Origin of the sequence: Campylobacter sp. 19-13652 (assembly GCF_019702925.1) — a bacterium.
In the GTDB taxonomy this organism is placed as follows: Bacteria; Campylobacterota; Campylobacteria; order Campylobacterales; family Campylobacteraceae; genus Campylobacter_A.
On record NZ_AP024713.1, the window covers coordinates 656,385 to 671,823 of the forward strand.

Here is a 15,439-nt window from a genome sequence, read left to right on the forward strand (position 1 = left end):
TTAAAGGAAAAATAAAATGTCAAAAGTAATAGGAATAGATTTAGGAACTACAAACTCTTGTGTGAGCGTGTATGAGCGTGGGGAAGCGAAGGTAATCCCAAACAAAGAGGGCAAAAACACCACTCCAAGCGTGGTTGCCTTTACCGATAAGGGCGAGGTGCTAGTGGGCGACGTGGCAAAGCGACAAGCCGTAACAAACCCAGAAAAGACAATCTACTCAATCAAGCGTATAATGGGTCTAATGAGCAACGAAAAAAACGCCACTGAAGCAAAAGCTAGACTGCCGTATCACGTGGTGGATAGAAACGGCGCGTGTGCGGTCGAGATAGCTGGCAAGGTCTATACTCCGCAAGAAATCTCGGCCAAAATTCTAATGAAGCTAAAAGAGGACGCGGAGGCGTTTTTGGGCGAGAAGGTAGTCGATGCTGTTATCACCGTGCCTGCGTATTTTAACGACAGCCAAAGAAAGGCGACAAAGGAAGCTGGCACTATCGCTGGACTAAACGTGCTAAGGATAATCAACGAACCAACAGCTGCGGCACTTGCTTATGGGCTGGATAAAAAGGACGCTGAGAAAATTTTAGTCTATGACCTAGGCGGCGGCACATTTGACGTTACTGTGCTAGAAACTGGCGATAATGTAGTCGAAGTGCTAGCTACTGGCGGTAATGCTTTCCTTGGTGGCGATGACTTTGATAATAAGATAATCGACTGGCTAGTAAGCGAGTTTAAGAACGAAAGCGGCATAGATCTTAAAAACGACGTAATGGCTATGCAGCGTCTAAAAGAAGCGGCTGAAAATGCTAAAAAAGAGCTAAGCTCTGCGGCTGAAACGCAGATAAACCTGCCGTTTATCACAGCTGACGCCACTGGTCCAAAGCACCTAGTAAAGACGCTAACTAGGGCTAAATTTGAAGGTATGATAGAACCACTTGTGGCTGAAACTATCACAAAAATAAACGAAGTCGTAAAAGACGCTGGACTAAGTAAGAGCGACATAAAAGAGGTCGTGATGGTGGGTGGTTCTACCCGTGTGCCGCTAGTGCAAGAAGAGGTCAAAAAGGCCTTTAATAAGGAGCTAAATAAGAGCGTAAATCCTGATGAGGTAGTCGCAATCGGTGCTGCTATTCAGGGTGCGGTTATTAAGGGCGATGTAAAAGACGTGCTGCTGCTTGACGTTACTCCACTTAGCCTGGGTATCGAGACATTAGGTGGTGTGATGACAAAGGTAATCGAAAAAGGCACGACCATACCTGTAAAGAAAAATCAAGTCTTCTCAACCGCTGAAGATAACCAAAGTGCGGTTACCATTCACGTGCTGCAGGGCGAAAGGGAGTTTGCTAGGGATAATAAATCTTTAGGGCAGTTTAATCTTGAAGGAATCCCAGCTGCACCAAGGGGCGTGCCGCAGATTGAAGTTGAGTTTGACATCGACGCAAACGGAATTTTAACGGTTTCTGCAAAAGATAAGGCCACTGGTAAAGCGCAAAATATAACAATTAGCGGCAGCAGCGGGCTAAGCGAAGATGAGATAAATAATATGGTAAAAGACGCTGAGCTGCATAAAGAAGAGGATAAAAAACGCAAAGAAGCGGTCGAAGCTCGCAATAGTGCGGACGCGCTAGTTCATCAGACTGAGAAATCTCTGGCTGAGCTAGGCGAGAAAGTCCCAGCTGAAGATAGGGCAAATATCGAAGCGGCGCTAAATGAGCTAAAGGCGACTTTAAAAGATGAGAATGCGGATAAGGCGGCGATTGACGCAAAGGTGGCTGCCCTAAGTGCTGCAAGCCACAAGCTAGCTGAAGCTATGTATAAAAAAGATGACGCTAAAGCAGAGCAGGGCAAGAAAAAGGACGATGACGTAATTGACGCTGAAGTGGAGTAAGGCGTAAACAAAGGCTAGCTGCTAGGCTAGCCTTACAATTTTGATACTTTTATAAACTACCAAACATTAAATTTCCAATCTTTGAATTTATCTTTACTAACTATTTTTTGATATAATTTTAGGCTATTTTAATAAAAAAGGGGGGGGCTAAATGTCAAAGTTTAAAATTTTAATAGTAACTATTTTTGGTTTTTTGCTTACGGGGTGTTTGCCGTTTTTGCAGCCTGAGACACCGCGTGAAATTGACCCAAATAAGCCACTTACTATCTTTGTTTTGGATATTTCTGGTAGCATGGAGAGTATTGACGCTCAAAGTGGTGTTTCGATGATAAAAACAGCAAAACAGACCATAAAAGATATCGCTTTAAAGCTAGATACAAATAAGACAAATTTATCGCTTGTTTCATTTGGTGGGTGGTGTAGTGTTGACACGGAAGTATTTTCTACTTCAAGCAAAGATGAGCTTATAGGTAAACTGCAAGGGCTATCAGCAGACGGTAAAACTCCTTTGGCTTTGGCTATTAAAAGAGTCTCTAAAATGGCTAATAAATTTAAAAATACTGTAAATATAATTCTCTTAAGCGATGGACTTGAGAGTTGCGGAGGTAATCCTTTGGGTGAGATTAATGCCTTAGTGGCTAATAATCCGCAGATTAATTTTAACGCTTTTGTGCTTGGGTATAACGTAGATAGTGGAACAAGAAATATGCTAAGCCAGCTAAGCTATGGCAAGGGCGTTTATTATGACGTTTTGGGCGCAGCTGAGCTTAGTGTTATTTTAAATAGAATTATTACGACGCTTGATGTTGTGGAGCTTGGCTGGGAAAATGGGGTATATAATTTTTTGATAAATTTTGACCACGATAGCGACATCATAAAGGCTGAGTTTGCTCCAAATTTGGCAAGATTTGCAAGCTATTTAATAAGCTCAAACGCCAAAGCAGAAATAGGCGGACATACTGATAATGTGGGCAATGCTAATTATAACAAGAATCTGTCAAAACGTAGAGCAAAGTCAGTCAGAGACGCTCTAGTTGCACTTGGCGTAAGGTCTGATAGGCTAAGCTATAAGGGATATGGCGAGACAAACCCAAAAGTCCCAAACACAACCAGAGAAAACAGATATAAAAATAGGCGAGTGGAGGCTAGAGTTTATTAATTTGTGCTTAAAAAAAGGAAAATTATGCCATACATAAATATAAAAATCACTAAAGAAAACGGCACTCCAACGCAAGAACAAAAGGACGAGCTGGCTCGTGGAGTGGTGGAGCTTTTTGAAAAAGTAATGAAGCGAAGTGCTAAAAACGCTGTCGTAATTATCGATGAGATAGCACCAAGTGATTATTTTATATCTGGGATAAGTGTTAAAAATTTAAAGGAGAAACAATGAAAAACTTCACATATCAGTGTCCGACAAAGCTCATTTTTGGGCGTGGAGAGATAGCAAATCTAGCTGGCGAGATAGACAAAAGCGAGCGTGTGTTGCTCGTCTATGGCGGCGGTAGCATTAAGCAAAACGGAGTGTATGAGCAGGTGATGGCGGCTTTGGCTGGCGTTAGCGTTGTGGAGTTTGGCGGCGTCGAGCCAAATCCTGACTTTGACACCTGCGTTAGGGCTGCCGAGCTAGCTAGGAGTATCAATGCTACCTGTCTGCTGGCTGTGGGCGGGGGCAGCGTGCTTGATGCGTGTAAATTTATTGCTCAAATTATTCCGCTTAAGGGCAGGGAGAGCGAGCTATATGAGCGAAAGATCACCGCCACTGCCGCCACTCCGATATACGCGGTGCTCACGCTACCTGCGACTGGCTCTGAGATGAATATGGGCTGCGTGATAAGCCGCCGAAGCAGTGGCGAGAAAAAGGGCTTTCACAACCCACTGACCTTTCCGCGAGTATCCGTCGTCGATCCAGCTACAACGCTATCCCTGCCGCCACGACAAATTCAAAACGGCATAATCGACGCATTCGTCCATACCATTGAGCAGTATGCGACCTATGACGTGGATACTCCGCTACAGGATCTTTGGGCGATAGGTGTGATGAGAACGCTAATGAGCGAGGGAGTAAAGAGCCTAAAAAATTCCGCTGATTACGACGCTAGGGCGAATTTGTGCTGGTCGGCGACTTGTGCATTAAACTACTGGATAGGGCTTGGCGTGGTGCAGGACTGGAGCGTGCATGCGATAGGGCATGAGCTGACGGCTCTGTATGGGCTAGATCACGCTCAGACGCTGGCGATTGTGCTACCGTCGCTTTATCGGCTAAAGCTATCTTCAAAGCAGACAAAGCTAGCACGTCTTGGGCGAGAGGCGTTTGGATTAGTGGGCGATGAAGTGGTAGTGGCTAGCGAGTGCGTGGAGCGTATAGTGGCGTTTTTTCGCTCTCTTGGGGTTAAAACTACGCTAGCTGAGTATGGTATCGACGCAGCAGAAGCAGCCCAGGCTGTAGCGGCTAGATTTAGCGAGCGTTGCTTTAGATGTGGCGAACGCGGTGACATCGACGCAGAGGCTGTTAGGCAGATACTGCTTAAAGCTTAGGGTTAAGGCGGCGTTTGGGATAGTGCCTAATCGCCAGCTAAATAATATTTCATGCAGGTAAATTCGTAAATTTAATGCTAGAATTTATCTGTTTTTTGCTTCATTTTTTAAATTTTCTAACTCCGCATAGTAATCTTTTTGCTTTTTTAAAATTTCATCTATCTTAAAGCCCAACATCAGAGTTTGATATAGGTTTGGCTTGTTTTTTCGCCAGTTGTAAAGCGTGGAGACGTCAATGCCTAAAAATGCTGCCATATCACGCTTTGTCTGTTTTTGCAATTTTAATCCTTAGCTTTTTTAAGCTGATTTTACTTGCTTTTTTCTGATAAAAAAACTATTGAAATATTCTATAAATAATATAAAAAATATTTAATATTTCAATTATTTTTAAAGCAAATGAATTTATAATAGCGAACTTTTTATCTATTTTAAAGGAGAGAAAATGAATAAATTTTCAAAGATTGCTTTATCTGTGGCGGCGGTTTTGGTTTTTGTGGGGTGTGGGAGCGATTTCCCAGGGCAGCCTAGTGATACAGTAAAGGTAAATGAGAGCAAGTATAGCGACGGGTCTATAAAGTCTGAAACTCCGCTTAATAAAGAAAACAGAATTCACGGTGTAAAAAAGGAGTATTACGCTGACGGCACTCCAAAACTCGAGCAAAATTATAAAAATGGGGCTAAAGACGGCGTAAGTAAAGAGTACTATGAAGACGGTACTTTAGCGCTTGAGCAAAATTATAAAAATAATAAATTATATGGTGTTTATAAGCAATATTATCCAAATGGCAATCTTGATGAGGTTGGCGGGTATGACGAAAACGGCAAAATAAGTGGAGAGTTTAAAAAGTATAATAAAGATGGAGTTTTGCTAGGGGAAGGGGCTTTTAAAGCTGGCAAAAAAGATGGCGCGTTTAAGCAGTATAATAGCGATGGCGTATTGCTTAAAGAGGCTAATTATAAAGATGATAAGCTAGATGGAGCTGAGAAGGAGTATAATGAAAATGGGGTGCTAACATATGAGGGAAATTACAAAAATGGTAAAAAAGATGGAATTTTTAAGTACTACACAAATGACGGTGCTTTAGTAAGTGAAGAGGGATATAAAGACGATAGAAAAAATGGCAAATTTATAGAGTATAAAAACGGCGAAGTGGCAAGCGAGACCTACTACGAAAACGGCGTAAAACAGAAAAATAAGCAGTAAATTTATAACCTTTAGTCTCAGGCGGCTAAGACTTGATCAATTATAATTTAAGGGAAAAAGATGAAAAAGATAGTTTTTGCGCTTTTGTTTTGCGTGGCTTGCTTTGGTGCTGGGGTGTTTGATGATGCTTTTAGTAGGGATAGCGGACGAAAATCTAGTAATAAAAGCGTAAACTGCGATGATGAGGCAGTCGTGGCTGATTTAAATAAAAAATTTAGACAGCTTATGAGAGTAGCGATTAAGGCAAATAAAAATGATAAGAATATAAGAACGATGCTTGATGCTGTGGGTGAAAAGGGCACTATGGAGATGTTTGATTTTACATTTAGTGAATTTGATGAAGTAGAGCGAGATGTCAGTAAAAAGCACCTAGAATGTCAAGTATATGTCAATATGACTATGTTTGGGCAAAGGCTGGGAGATGATCTTTTAGAGTATGCTGTCGATTATTCAAACGGTATTAAGACTAGCTTTGATATGGGATTTTTTGATTAAATACTATTTTTCAAATTTTAAAGCAAATCATAGCCACACATATTAGGCTTGGCGCCGATTTTGTGCTAAGTCTGTGCAAAGTGCCAAAAAATCGTGCCGACATTACAAGGCGATGTCGGTAATACCAAAAGCCACTGGCATGAATTAATGATGCTAGGCTTGCGCTGTGGCTTAAATTTGTAATTAAAAACAATATTTTACTTCAGAGCTTTGGCGACAAACTCCGCCAAAGCCTATAGGCAGCTTATAAAAAACTCCCTTAGTTGCTCGCTTAGCCTACTTGGCTTTTTGTCTTTTATGTAGGCTAGCGTTACTTTTGCTAAAAATATAGTGCTTTCATTTAGGCTTATGCTTTGTTCTAGTATTACCTTGCTAGCGCCTATTTGCAGGGCTTTTGTGTGTACCGTGATTATGTCATTTAGTCTAGCCGGGCTTATAAAATCAGCCTGCACGCTACGCAGGATGAAATACTCTCTATCGCTAAAGCCGCCGATATTTTGACTTAGTAGCATCTCGCTTCTTGCGCGCTCACAGAATTTTAAGTAGTTTGCGTGATAGACTATGCCCTGCGCGTCGGTGTCCTCGTAATAAACCCTAAAACTTATCTCTTTTTGCATGGTATTAGCCTTATGAAAAATAGCGCAACTTGGGCTATCATTATGATTTTTAGGGTATATTCGCTTGCGATATGAATTTGTAAAAACTCCTGCGTACTCACGCTAGCTTCGCCTAGCTTTTGGGCGTTAAGGATAAAATCGGTAAAGTAAAAGACAAATAAAAATGCTCCACCAGCGCAGATGATTGAGAGCATTAATCGGCTAAATTTGAGATAAAAATTGCATTTACTAAATACCCCCGCTGTCTCAAAAAGCAAGCTAAAAATGCAAACAGCTACCAAAACATAGCCAAATCTGACAAAAATTTCACTCATTAAAACGCCACTATCAAATTTACTTAACACCGCACTTAGACTTTCTGGCGGAAAAAATATAGTAGGTGCGACGATAGCCCCTATGCCAAGCTCAAAGCCGACTATGGCTGCGAGTAAGAATAGATAAATGCTTTTCAAATTTTCTCCTTTTTAAATGCTAAAAATCCCCTGTCAAAGCCTGCTAAATCCTGATAAAAGCTCGCCTTATAGCCGTTTTTATCAAGTGCTTTTTCTAGTGAGGCTTTTTGGTCGTACCCCATCTCGCAAGCTAGCAAAGGCACACCTCTAGCTGCGGCTAAATCGATAATCTCTAAGAGCAGCTCATCGCCCCTATCCCCTCCAAAAAGTGCGGCGCTAGGCTCGCTTAGTACCCATTTATCAAGTGCATAATCCTTTGCAATGTAGGGCGGATTTGATACTATGGCGTCAAATTTTTCACCATTTTCGCTAACGCCTGTCATTAGGCTCGTTTGTATTAAATTTAAGCTAACATTAAATTTATCCGCATTGATTTTTGCGTTTTTTAGAGCGATTTGGCTTATGTCTGTGGCGGTTATTTTTGCCTTTGGAAGCAAAAGAGCTAGTATAACACTAATCACGCCGCTTCCCACGCCTATTTCGCATATTTTTGGTGCGTTTTTATATTTTAGGGCATTTGCCACTTTTTCTACGAGAAGCTCCGTTTCTGGGCGAGGGATTAGCACATCAGGAAGCACCGTAAATTCGTGCGAATAAAAGCTCACGCGCTGCGTGATATACTCTATGGGAGTGCCTTTTATAAAGCTCTTTATATTTTGTTTAAATTCAAACTCTTGCTCCTTGCTTAGCTCATTTTGGCTGTGTAGCACTAGCTTTGAAGGCTCGCACTCAAGCGTATGAGCTAGTAACAAAGAGGCTATGCGCATAGGCGTCGCTGGAAGCTCGCTAGATTTTGCCAGCAGCTCACTTTGAGCTTTTAATGCACTAGCTACTTTCACCGCTTAGCTCGCTTATACGCTCATAAAGGCTAGGGTGAGAGTGGTATATCGCTGAGTAAAGTGGGTGCGATTTTGGGAAGGCTTTATTCTCGCTACCTAGCTTTTTTAGGGCGTTTATCATGTCGTTTTTATTTTGCATTTGTGAGCCAAATTTATCAGCATTAAATTCATTCTGTCTGCTAAAAGCGCCTATAATTGGCGAGAAAATAAGACTAAAAGCAGAGCTAAAAAGCAGTAAAAAGACTAAAATTCCTCCTCCGCTGTTTATGCCCAGTGCACTATAAACAGAAGCTGGCATATTGCCAAAGACAAAAAATATAACAAACAGCATAAATGCACTAAGCGCTAACATTTTTAGTATATCTTTGTGCTTAAAATGCCCCAGCTCATGCCCTAAAACTGCTAGGATTTCACTGTTTTCTAGCTTGAGTAAAAGAGTGTCAAAAAGCACCACACGCTTACTTGCTCCAAGCCCGCCAAAATAGGCATTTAGCCTGCCATCTCGACGACTTGCGTCCATGACAAATACACCACTGCTTTTAAAGCCACACCTGTTTAAAAGCTCTGTTATCTTGCTTGAAAGCTCGCTATCTGTAAGCGGGGTCATTTTATTAAAAATAGGCGCAATTAGAGTAGGGTAGATTAAGTTTATCATAAGTATTACACCAAAGCTAAAGCAAAATCCAATTAGCCACCATAAATTTGGCGATTTTTGCATAATCCACAAAAGAACCCACACAAAAGCTCCGCCAAATATGACTGTCAGAGCTATGGTTTTTACGGTATCAAGCGCGAATAATTTTGCGTTAATATTTGAAAAGCCCTGCCTTTTGTCTTTGATAAATTTTTCATAAATATCAAACGGAAGCCATAAAATTGACTGCATTATTAAAAATGCAACTACAAAAATAGTCTGCTGGGTTATATCAGATGTGTTGTTTATTAGGGCATTTTGTAATGCGCTAAGCCCCCATGTCGCCCAAATCAAAAATATGAAAAATGAAAATAGGCTTGAAGCTATACTAAATTTTTCGTTTTCATCCGCTACAACTCCAGCTTGATGGTAGCTAGCCTCATCTAAAATCACTGCTTTTTCTCGTAGCTGTGCCTTTATAAATTTAATTTGCAAAATGCTTAAAGCTATCTTAAAAGCTGTGTAAATGGCGAATATTATGATTAAATTTAATAGCATATTTTTACTTTATAAAATTGTCATAAAAGCTGCTTATAAACACGGCTAAGATTATAAACGGCACTATAAATTTGACATACCAAAACCATATCGGTACCACCCAGCGGTGCTTTTCACTTCCTTGTAGCACCTCTGCTATCGCCTCTTTTTTAAGTACGAGAGTGGCAAAAAGCACGCAGCCAAGCGAGGTCAGGATAAAAAATATCGTGGCTGAAATGGAGTCATATGCGTCAAAGATGTCCTTGCCAAAAAATCTCACATCGCTTAGGTAGTTTGATGAGAGCAGGCTGGGGACGTTGCCTAGGATAAATATGCCACCAAGGGTGAGTGCGATAGCTGTTTTGCGTGATAGCTTTGCTTTTTCGCATAGGACTGTGATGATTACCTCGTAAATAGGTAGCGAGGTCGTAAGGGCTGCTATCATCAAAAGCGAGAAAAACGAAATCGCAAAGAAATTTCCTGCAAACATATTTGAAAAGACTATAGGTAGACTTTTAAACACAAGACTAGGGCCACTTGCCGGCTCGATACCAAAGGTAAAAAGTGAAGGAAAAATCATAAAGCCAGCAAGCACGGCTATGGCGGTATTTAGCACGCCTGTGATGACTGAGACTTTTATCAAAGATTCGTCTTTTTTGACAAAGCTAGCTAGGGTTATCATCACGCCAAAGCCTATGCTAAGTGCGAAAAATACCTGTCCCAAAACATCTACAAAAAGCTTTGCGTTTATCTTTGAAAAATCAGGTGTGAGGTAAAATTTAATCCCCTCGCTTGCCCCTGGCAAGCTAACATTTCTAATCACCATTATAAACATCAGCATAAAAAGTATGGGCATTAGGTATTTGGCGGCTCTTTCTATGCCCTCAACTGCGCCTTTTATTAGGATTATGAAATTTATAGCGACAAAAATAAGCGTCGCAATGCCTATGTCAAGGGGTGAGTTTTTTATGTTATTTTCGTAAAATTCGCTAGTCGCGCTTAGTGTTACTGGAGTGCTTAAATCAAGTGTACCATAGGCTATTTTGCCAATATAATTTAGCACCCAGCCACCTATTACCATGTAATATGACATGATTCCAAAAGCACCTATTAGCCCCATATAGCCGACGATTTTCCACGTTGGATTTATGCGTTTGCCACTTAGGCTGCCAGAAAATGCGTCCACGGAGTTTACTTTAAGCCTTCTGCCTATTGCGCTTTCAACTAGCATCATGGGAATGCCGATTAATAGCATCGCTATGCAAAATACAAGAACGTATGCGCCACCGCCATTTTGCCCAACTAAATATGGAAAGCGCCAAGTAGCCCCAAAGCCCACTGTTGCGCCAGCTACGGCCAGCACGTATGTGAGCCTTGAGCTCCAGTTTTTTCTTTTTTTCATGACATAATACTCTTTAAATTTATTTTAAACGTGAGATTTTAACAAAAGTTGGCTTACATTTAAATTTATATGCTCCCTTTAAAGCTCTTAAGTCATAATTTAGTAAACCTTAGCTAAAATTGCCCCTTTATTTTATCTAAAGGATATAGTCTATGAAACGAACCTATCAACCGCACAATACTCCAAAAAAGCGCACTCATGGCTTTCGTGTACGCATGAAAACTAAAAATGGTCGCAAAGTAATAAAAGCAAGACGTGCTAAAGGTAGAAAAAGATTGGCTGCGTAGCAGGATACGCCTCGCTAAATAGCCAGCGTGATTTCTCTACTGTTTACTCTCAGGCAAAGAAATGGTATAACGAGATTTGTATAGTCTTTTACCTACCGGGTGAACATAGGAGAATAGCTGTCGTAGCTAGCAAAAAGGTTGGAAAAGCAGTTGCTAGAAATAGGGCTAAGAGAGTGCTAAGAGCCTCTTTTTCCTGTTTTGCAGATGAGTTAAGACCCGGTGTTTATATTTTAGTAGCTAAAAGTGGCGTTGAGAGCTTTAACCTATCCATAGCGACTAAAAATATGCGTTGGTCTTTTAAAAAGTTAGGGTGTCTAAAGTGAAAAAATGGCTAGTCGGACTTATTAAATTTTATCAGCTTTATATCTCAAAGCTATTGCCACGTTCTTGTAGATATTATCCAACTTGTTCTGAGTATGCTATGTGGCAGTTTAAATTTAACTCTCCGTTTAGGGCTTTTTGGGCGACTTTACTTCGTTTACTTAGGTGTAATCAGCTATTTTCTGGCGGTGTTGATTATCCTGTGGTATCAAAGCCGTTTAACTACTTTGTATATCAAAAAAAGCATATAAGCTTTTGGTTTATACCACTTAAAAATAATAAATTTCAAATAATTAAGGCAATTTGTTAAAGGAATAAAATGCAAAATCTATCCACCCAAAAGCGAGTGTTGCTTGCTACACTTTTATCATTTATATTTTTTATAGCATATGATTACTTTTTTATACCAAAGCAACCACTGCAAGAGCAGAACGCTAAAAACGTATCCCAAAGCACTACTTCAAATTTAAATACAGTAGAGCAAGGCTCATCTAATGCTCCAGCTTTACAATCATCAAGCCCTGTTAAGCCGTCTGATGATAGCTTAAATAAAATAATAGCAGTTGTAAAATCAGCTAGTTATGAAATACACATAGATGCGCTGGGTAGAATTAGTAAATACTATATAGAGGATTCAAGGTATAATGACGAAAACGGACAGAGGCTTCAGCTTTTATCACTCTCTCCGTTACCGCTTGAGCTTAGATTTAGCGATTCTGCTATAAATGATGAGGCTTTTAAGATTCCTTATACTTCAAGCGCTAGTAGCGTGGAGGTGGGTAGTGAAGCAGCGGAGATAACGCTAACTCAAGAGCTTAATGGGCTAAACATAGTAAAAAAGATAAAATTTAATCCAAATGGCAGTTATGATGTAAGCGTGCTACCTAGTCGCGATGTAGAGTATTTTATGACACCTGGACTTAGACCAAATATAGCTGTAGATAACTACACAGTCCACGGAGTGCTCTTGCAAAATAGTGATGAGAGTTTAGAGATTTTATCAGATGATAGTGTCAAGTCCCCTGAAGTCTTTAATAACATAAACATATTAGCCGATTCAGATAGATATTATACTACACTTTTTTACTCATTTAACAGTCCACTTAATGTAGTAGTTGATAATGACAAATCAAAGGATTTAAATTCTATCGCTTTTATTAAGGCTAACGGTGCGCTTAGCGTTGGTGGCTACATAGGACCAAAAGGGCATAAAGAGCTAAATGGGATAAATCCACAGCTAACAAATGTAATAGAGTATGGTTGGTTTACTTTTATAGCAAAGCCTATGTTTAAATTTATAGATTTTTTATATAACCATATAGGAAACTGGGGCTGGGCTATTGTTGTTCTTACGCTTATTATTAGGCTTGTGCTTTTCCCACTTACTTATAAAGGCATGCTATCTATGAATAAGCTTAAAGAGCTTGCACCTAAGGTAAAAGAGCTTCAAGCTAAGTATAAAGGCGACCCACAAAAGCTAAATGTGCATATGATGGAGCTTTATAAAAAGCACGGTGCAAACCCTATGGGAGGATGTCTACCTATAATAATACAAATACCTATATTTTTCGCTATTTATAGGGTGCTTTTAAATGCTATAGAGCTTAAATCCGCACCATGGATACTGTGGATACATGACCTATCGGCAATGGATCCATACTATGTCTTGCCTATATTAATGGGTGCAACTATGTTTTTGCAACAAAAGCTCACACCGACAACTTTTACAGACCCTATGCAAGAAAAAATTATTAAATTTCTACCATTGATATTTACCTTTTTCTTTGTAAATTTCCCAGCAGGACTTACCCTTTACTGGTTTGTAAATAACGTCTGTTCTGTCATTCAGCAAATATTTGTCAATAAGCTTTTTGCAAAGCATAAATCCAGCGGAGCTAAGTAATGCGTATCGAAGCTCCGAGTTTACAAGAGGCTTTTGCTAGAGCTGCTGATGAGCTTAAGTGCTCTGTAACCGAGCTTGATATAAAGGTACTTCAGCATCCAAGAGCTGGATTTTTTGGGCTTTTTAAAAAGCCTGCTATTATAGAGGTAGCTCGTGAAAATGGCATTAAATTTGATGACGAAAAACACCATGAAAATAGAAAAAAAGAACATGTAAAAGAGTCAGTTTGGGAGACAAATAAAGGCTCTAATGATTTTATATCTAAAAAAAATAGGCAAAAAAGAAAAGAACAAAAGCAGGCTTTAAATAACACTAAGGACAATCAAGGCTTTGATAATTTCTTTAAAGAGGAGTTTATAGGGGAGGCTCAAAATACAGAATCAAAAGAGCAAAAGCACATAAAAAAAGAGCAAAAACCGACAAAATCAAAGCACCAAGACATACCAAAGCAACGCCATAAGGAGCGTGGTATATTAGACAACTCTATAATAGATACCTTTAATCAAGCAAGACCAGCTGAGGAGACAAAATCTCCTGCAAGTAGCGAAACCTTAAACGAAATAAAACAAAAACTTATAAAGCTTTTTGAGGTTAGTGATTTTGATATAAATAGTATTGATGTGTTTGCCTACGATGACGAAACTATACAGATATGCCTAGATGGGGCTGACGCTGCGCTTTTAATAGGAAAAGAGGGGCATAGATACAAAGCACTTTCTTATATTTTATTTAACTGGATAAATCTCAAATACAATTATGCCCTGCGTCTTGAAATAGCTCAGTTTTTAAAAGCTCAGGAGGAGTCTGCTAGACAGTATGCCGTAGTATTAGCACAAAAAGTCGATGAAAATGGCAGGGTGCAATCTAGGCCTATTGATGGAGTAGGGCTTAAGATAATCCTAGATGAGCTAAGAGCTACTTTTCCAAATAAGTATGTCGGAGTTAAAAATACCCAAGAGGGCAAGTGTGTGGTGGTAAATGAGTTTTACCGCAAATGATACAATAGTTGCTATTGCTACAGCTTATGGTGTTGGGGCTATTTGTATTATTCGCATTAGTGGTTCGCGTGCACTTAGTATAGCTACTGCTTTAAGCGGGTGCGAGCTAAAGCCTAGATATGCTACTCTTGTAAATTTAACCTCCTCAAAAGGCGAGCCTTTAGACGAAGCTATAGCCATATATTTTAAAGCACCCCATAGCTTTACGGGCGAGGATGTAGTAGAGCTTCAGACCCATGGTGGTATAGTGGTGGCGCAAATAGTGCTTGCTGAAATCCAAAATCACGGCGCTAGATTGGCTGATGCTGGGGAGTTTAGCAAGAGAGCCTTTATAAATGGCAAAATAGACCTAGCAAAGGCCGAGGCTATACAGGCTATTATAAGCTCTCAAAGTGAAAGTGCAGTAAAAATTCTAGCCAGAAGTTTGCGCGGAGAGCTTGGCGAGTTTGTAAGTGAGCTTAGGGGGGAGCTTGTGCGTACTCTTGCATACTCTGAGACTGCTATTGATTATGCTGATGATGATTTGCCAGAGGATATACTTAAAAGCACCCATGAAATGCTTCGTAAGAATGTCCAAAAGCTTGATAAAATAGTTTCGATTAGCCAAAGCAGGAGAGGGCTTATAGATGGCTTTAGGGTTGCTATTATAGGCAAGCCAAATGTAGGAAAAAGCTCTCTTTTAAACTCCCTTTTGCATTATGAAAGAGCGATTATTAGTGATGAGGCTGGCACGACTAGAGATAGGATAGAAGAGAGCCTAAAAATAGGCACCCATCTTGTAAAGATTATTGATACGGCGGGTATTAGAGCTGGTGCTGGGTATGTAGAAGCAAAGGGCATAGAATACTCAATAGCAGCAGCCAGCGAGGCTGACATCGTTGTTTGTGTGTTTGATGGTGCTAGAATTAGTGATGATGAGGATAGGAAAATTTTAAATTTATGCCAAAGTCTAACTGGTAAAAAAATAATCTATGCCTTTAATAAATCGGATCTTGAGTTTAAATTTGACATTGATTTAGCGGACGCAGTGCGCATATCGCGCCATGATACAAGCGAGCTTGAGAGTGCTTTACAGGCGTATTTGGATAGCCTTGAGACCACTTCGATAATGCTTAGCTCAACTCGTCAGATAGACTGCTCTAAAGCAGCAAGTGTGGCGTTGACTCGAGCTGATGAACTACTTGATGAAGGCTCGCTCGAGCTTTTTTCCTATGAGCTTAATAAGGCTATTTTGGAGCTTTCAAATATAACAGAGCCGTTTAACAGAAACGAAATACTTGATGAAATGTTTTCAAATTTCTGTCTAGGCAAGTAGGCAAATTTAATGATT

At 40.1% G+C, this 15,439-nt stretch carries 18 protein-coding genes; 12 read left to right on the forward strand and 6 right to left on the reverse strand.

The genetic code is table 11. The features are described from left to right. The first annotated feature begins 16 nt into the window (after positions 1 to 16). The 4 genes from dnaK to LBC_RS03175 all read left to right on the forward strand — a co-directional run bounded on the left by dnaK (position 17) and on the right by LBC_RS03175 (position 4,420). Positions 17 to 1,885 carry a molecular chaperone DnaK gene (gene dnaK / locus LBC_RS03160; RefSeq protein ID WP_221254656.1) on the forward strand — a complete coding sequence of 623 codons (1,869 nt, stop codon included), beginning with the start codon at positions 17 to 19 and terminating at the stop codon, positions 1,883 to 1,885. A 151-nt stretch (positions 1,886 to 2,036) separates the two neighbouring features. After that, a complete protein-coding gene (locus LBC_RS03165) occupies positions 2,037 to 3,044 on the forward strand; it encodes an OmpA family protein (protein ID WP_221254657.1) in 1,008 nt (335 codons plus the stop codon). A gap of 24 nt (positions 3,045 to 3,068) precedes the next feature. Continuing rightward, positions 3,069 to 3,275: a tautomerase family protein gene (locus LBC_RS03170; protein WP_221254658.1), complete on the forward strand. Its 207-nt coding sequence runs from the start codon at positions 3,069 to 3,071 to the stop codon at positions 3,273 to 3,275. After that, positions 3,272 to 4,420 (forward strand): iron-containing alcohol dehydrogenase, encoded by a 1,149-nt coding sequence (locus tag LBC_RS03175; RefSeq protein ID WP_221254659.1) that lies wholly within the window; start codon positions 3,272 to 3,274, stop codon positions 4,418 to 4,420. Before LBC_RS03170 ends, LBC_RS03175 begins: the two co-directional genes overlap by 4 nt. Positions 4,421 to 4,504: 84 nt before the next feature. Here LBC_RS03175 and LBC_RS03180 read toward each other — a convergent pair whose 3' ends face one another. After that, on the reverse strand, positions 4,505 to 4,699 hold the full coding sequence (locus LBC_RS03180; RefSeq protein WP_221254660.1) for a transcriptional regulator: 195 nt from the start codon (positions 4,697 to 4,699) through the stop codon (positions 4,505 to 4,507). 163 nt (positions 4,700 to 4,862) lie between these two features. Here LBC_RS03180 and LBC_RS03185 point away from each other — a divergent pair, with 163 nt between their 5' ends. Further along, positions 4,863 to 5,624 (forward strand): toxin-antitoxin system YwqK family antitoxin, encoded by a 762-nt coding sequence (locus tag LBC_RS03185; protein ID WP_221254661.1) that lies wholly within the window; start codon positions 4,863 to 4,865, stop codon positions 5,622 to 5,624. A 60-nt stretch (positions 5,625 to 5,684) separates the two neighbouring features. Then, a complete protein-coding gene (locus LBC_RS03190; RefSeq protein ID WP_221254662.1) occupies positions 5,685 to 6,119 on the forward strand; it encodes a hypothetical protein in 435 nt (144 codons plus the stop codon). A gap of 233 nt (positions 6,120 to 6,352) precedes the next feature. Here LBC_RS03190 and LBC_RS03195 read toward each other — a convergent pair whose 3' ends face one another. From LBC_RS03195 to LBC_RS03215, 5 genes are read right to left on the reverse strand one after another with little or no spacing between them, the layout of a single operon-like run. Continuing rightward, positions 6,353 to 6,736 (reverse strand): YbgC/FadM family acyl-CoA thioesterase, encoded by a 384-nt coding sequence (locus LBC_RS03195; RefSeq protein ID WP_260173433.1) that lies wholly within the window; start codon positions 6,734 to 6,736, stop codon positions 6,353 to 6,355. Next, positions 6,721 to 7,188: a DUF4149 domain-containing protein gene (locus LBC_RS03200; protein WP_221254663.1), complete on the reverse strand. Its 468-nt coding sequence runs from the start codon at positions 7,186 to 7,188 to the stop codon at positions 6,721 to 6,723. The genes LBC_RS03195 and LBC_RS03200 overlap by 16 nt, the downstream gene beginning before the upstream one ends. Next, positions 7,185 to 8,027, reverse strand: a complete 843-nt coding sequence (gene prmC, locus LBC_RS03205) for a peptide chain release factor N(5)-glutamine methyltransferase (protein ID WP_221254664.1) — start codon at positions 8,025 to 8,027, stop codon at positions 7,185 to 7,187. Before prmC ends, LBC_RS03200 begins: the two co-directional genes overlap by 4 nt. Continuing rightward, positions 8,014 to 9,219 carry a M48 family metallopeptidase gene (locus tag LBC_RS03210; protein ID WP_221254665.1) on the reverse strand — a complete coding sequence of 402 codons (1,206 nt, stop codon included), beginning with the start codon at positions 9,217 to 9,219 and terminating at the stop codon, positions 8,014 to 8,016. The genes prmC and LBC_RS03210 overlap by 14 nt, the downstream gene beginning before the upstream one ends. A gap of 4 nt (positions 9,220 to 9,223) precedes the next feature. Continuing rightward, entirely contained in the window at positions 9,224 to 10,600 is a 1,377-nt protein-coding gene (locus LBC_RS03215; protein ID WP_221254666.1) for a sodium-dependent transporter, read from the reverse strand. Between the two features lie 152 nt (positions 10,601 to 10,752). Between LBC_RS03215 and rpmH the strand changes: the two genes are divergently transcribed. The 6 genes from rpmH to mnmE are packed head-to-tail and all read left to right on the forward strand — an operon-like array spanning position 10,753 to position 15,424. Continuing rightward, the gene (gene rpmH / locus LBC_RS03220; protein ID WP_221254667.1) at positions 10,753 to 10,887 is read left to right on the forward strand and encodes a 50S ribosomal protein L34; all 135 of its coding nucleotides are present in this window, start codon (positions 10,753 to 10,755) and stop codon (positions 10,885 to 10,887) included. Next, positions 10,875 to 11,210 (forward strand): ribonuclease P protein component, encoded by a 336-nt coding sequence (rnpA, locus tag LBC_RS03225; protein WP_221254941.1) that lies wholly within the window; start codon positions 10,875 to 10,877, stop codon positions 11,208 to 11,210. Before rpmH ends, rnpA begins: the two co-directional genes overlap by 13 nt. Further along, complete coding sequence (gene yidD / locus LBC_RS03230; protein ID WP_221254668.1) at positions 11,207 to 11,518, forward strand: membrane protein insertion efficiency factor YidD; 312 nt, start codon at positions 11,207 to 11,209, stop codon at positions 11,516 to 11,518. Before rnpA ends, yidD begins: the two co-directional genes overlap by 4 nt. 9 nt (positions 11,519 to 11,527) lie before the next feature. Beyond that, on the forward strand, positions 11,528 to 13,111 hold the full coding sequence (yidC, locus tag LBC_RS03235) for a membrane protein insertase YidC (protein ID WP_221254669.1): 1,584 nt from the start codon (positions 11,528 to 11,530) through the stop codon (positions 13,109 to 13,111). Continuing rightward, positions 13,111 to 14,109, forward strand: a complete 999-nt coding sequence (locus LBC_RS03240) for a Jag N-terminal domain-containing protein (RefSeq protein ID WP_221254670.1) — start codon at positions 13,111 to 13,113, stop codon at positions 14,107 to 14,109. Before yidC ends, LBC_RS03240 begins: the two co-directional genes overlap by 1 nt. After that, complete coding sequence (gene mnmE, locus LBC_RS03245) at positions 14,090 to 15,424, forward strand: tRNA uridine-5-carboxymethylaminomethyl(34) synthesis GTPase MnmE (protein WP_221254671.1); 1,335 nt, start codon at positions 14,090 to 14,092, stop codon at positions 15,422 to 15,424. Before LBC_RS03240 ends, mnmE begins: the two co-directional genes overlap by 20 nt. The last annotated feature ends 15 nt before the right edge of the window (positions 15,425 to 15,439 follow it).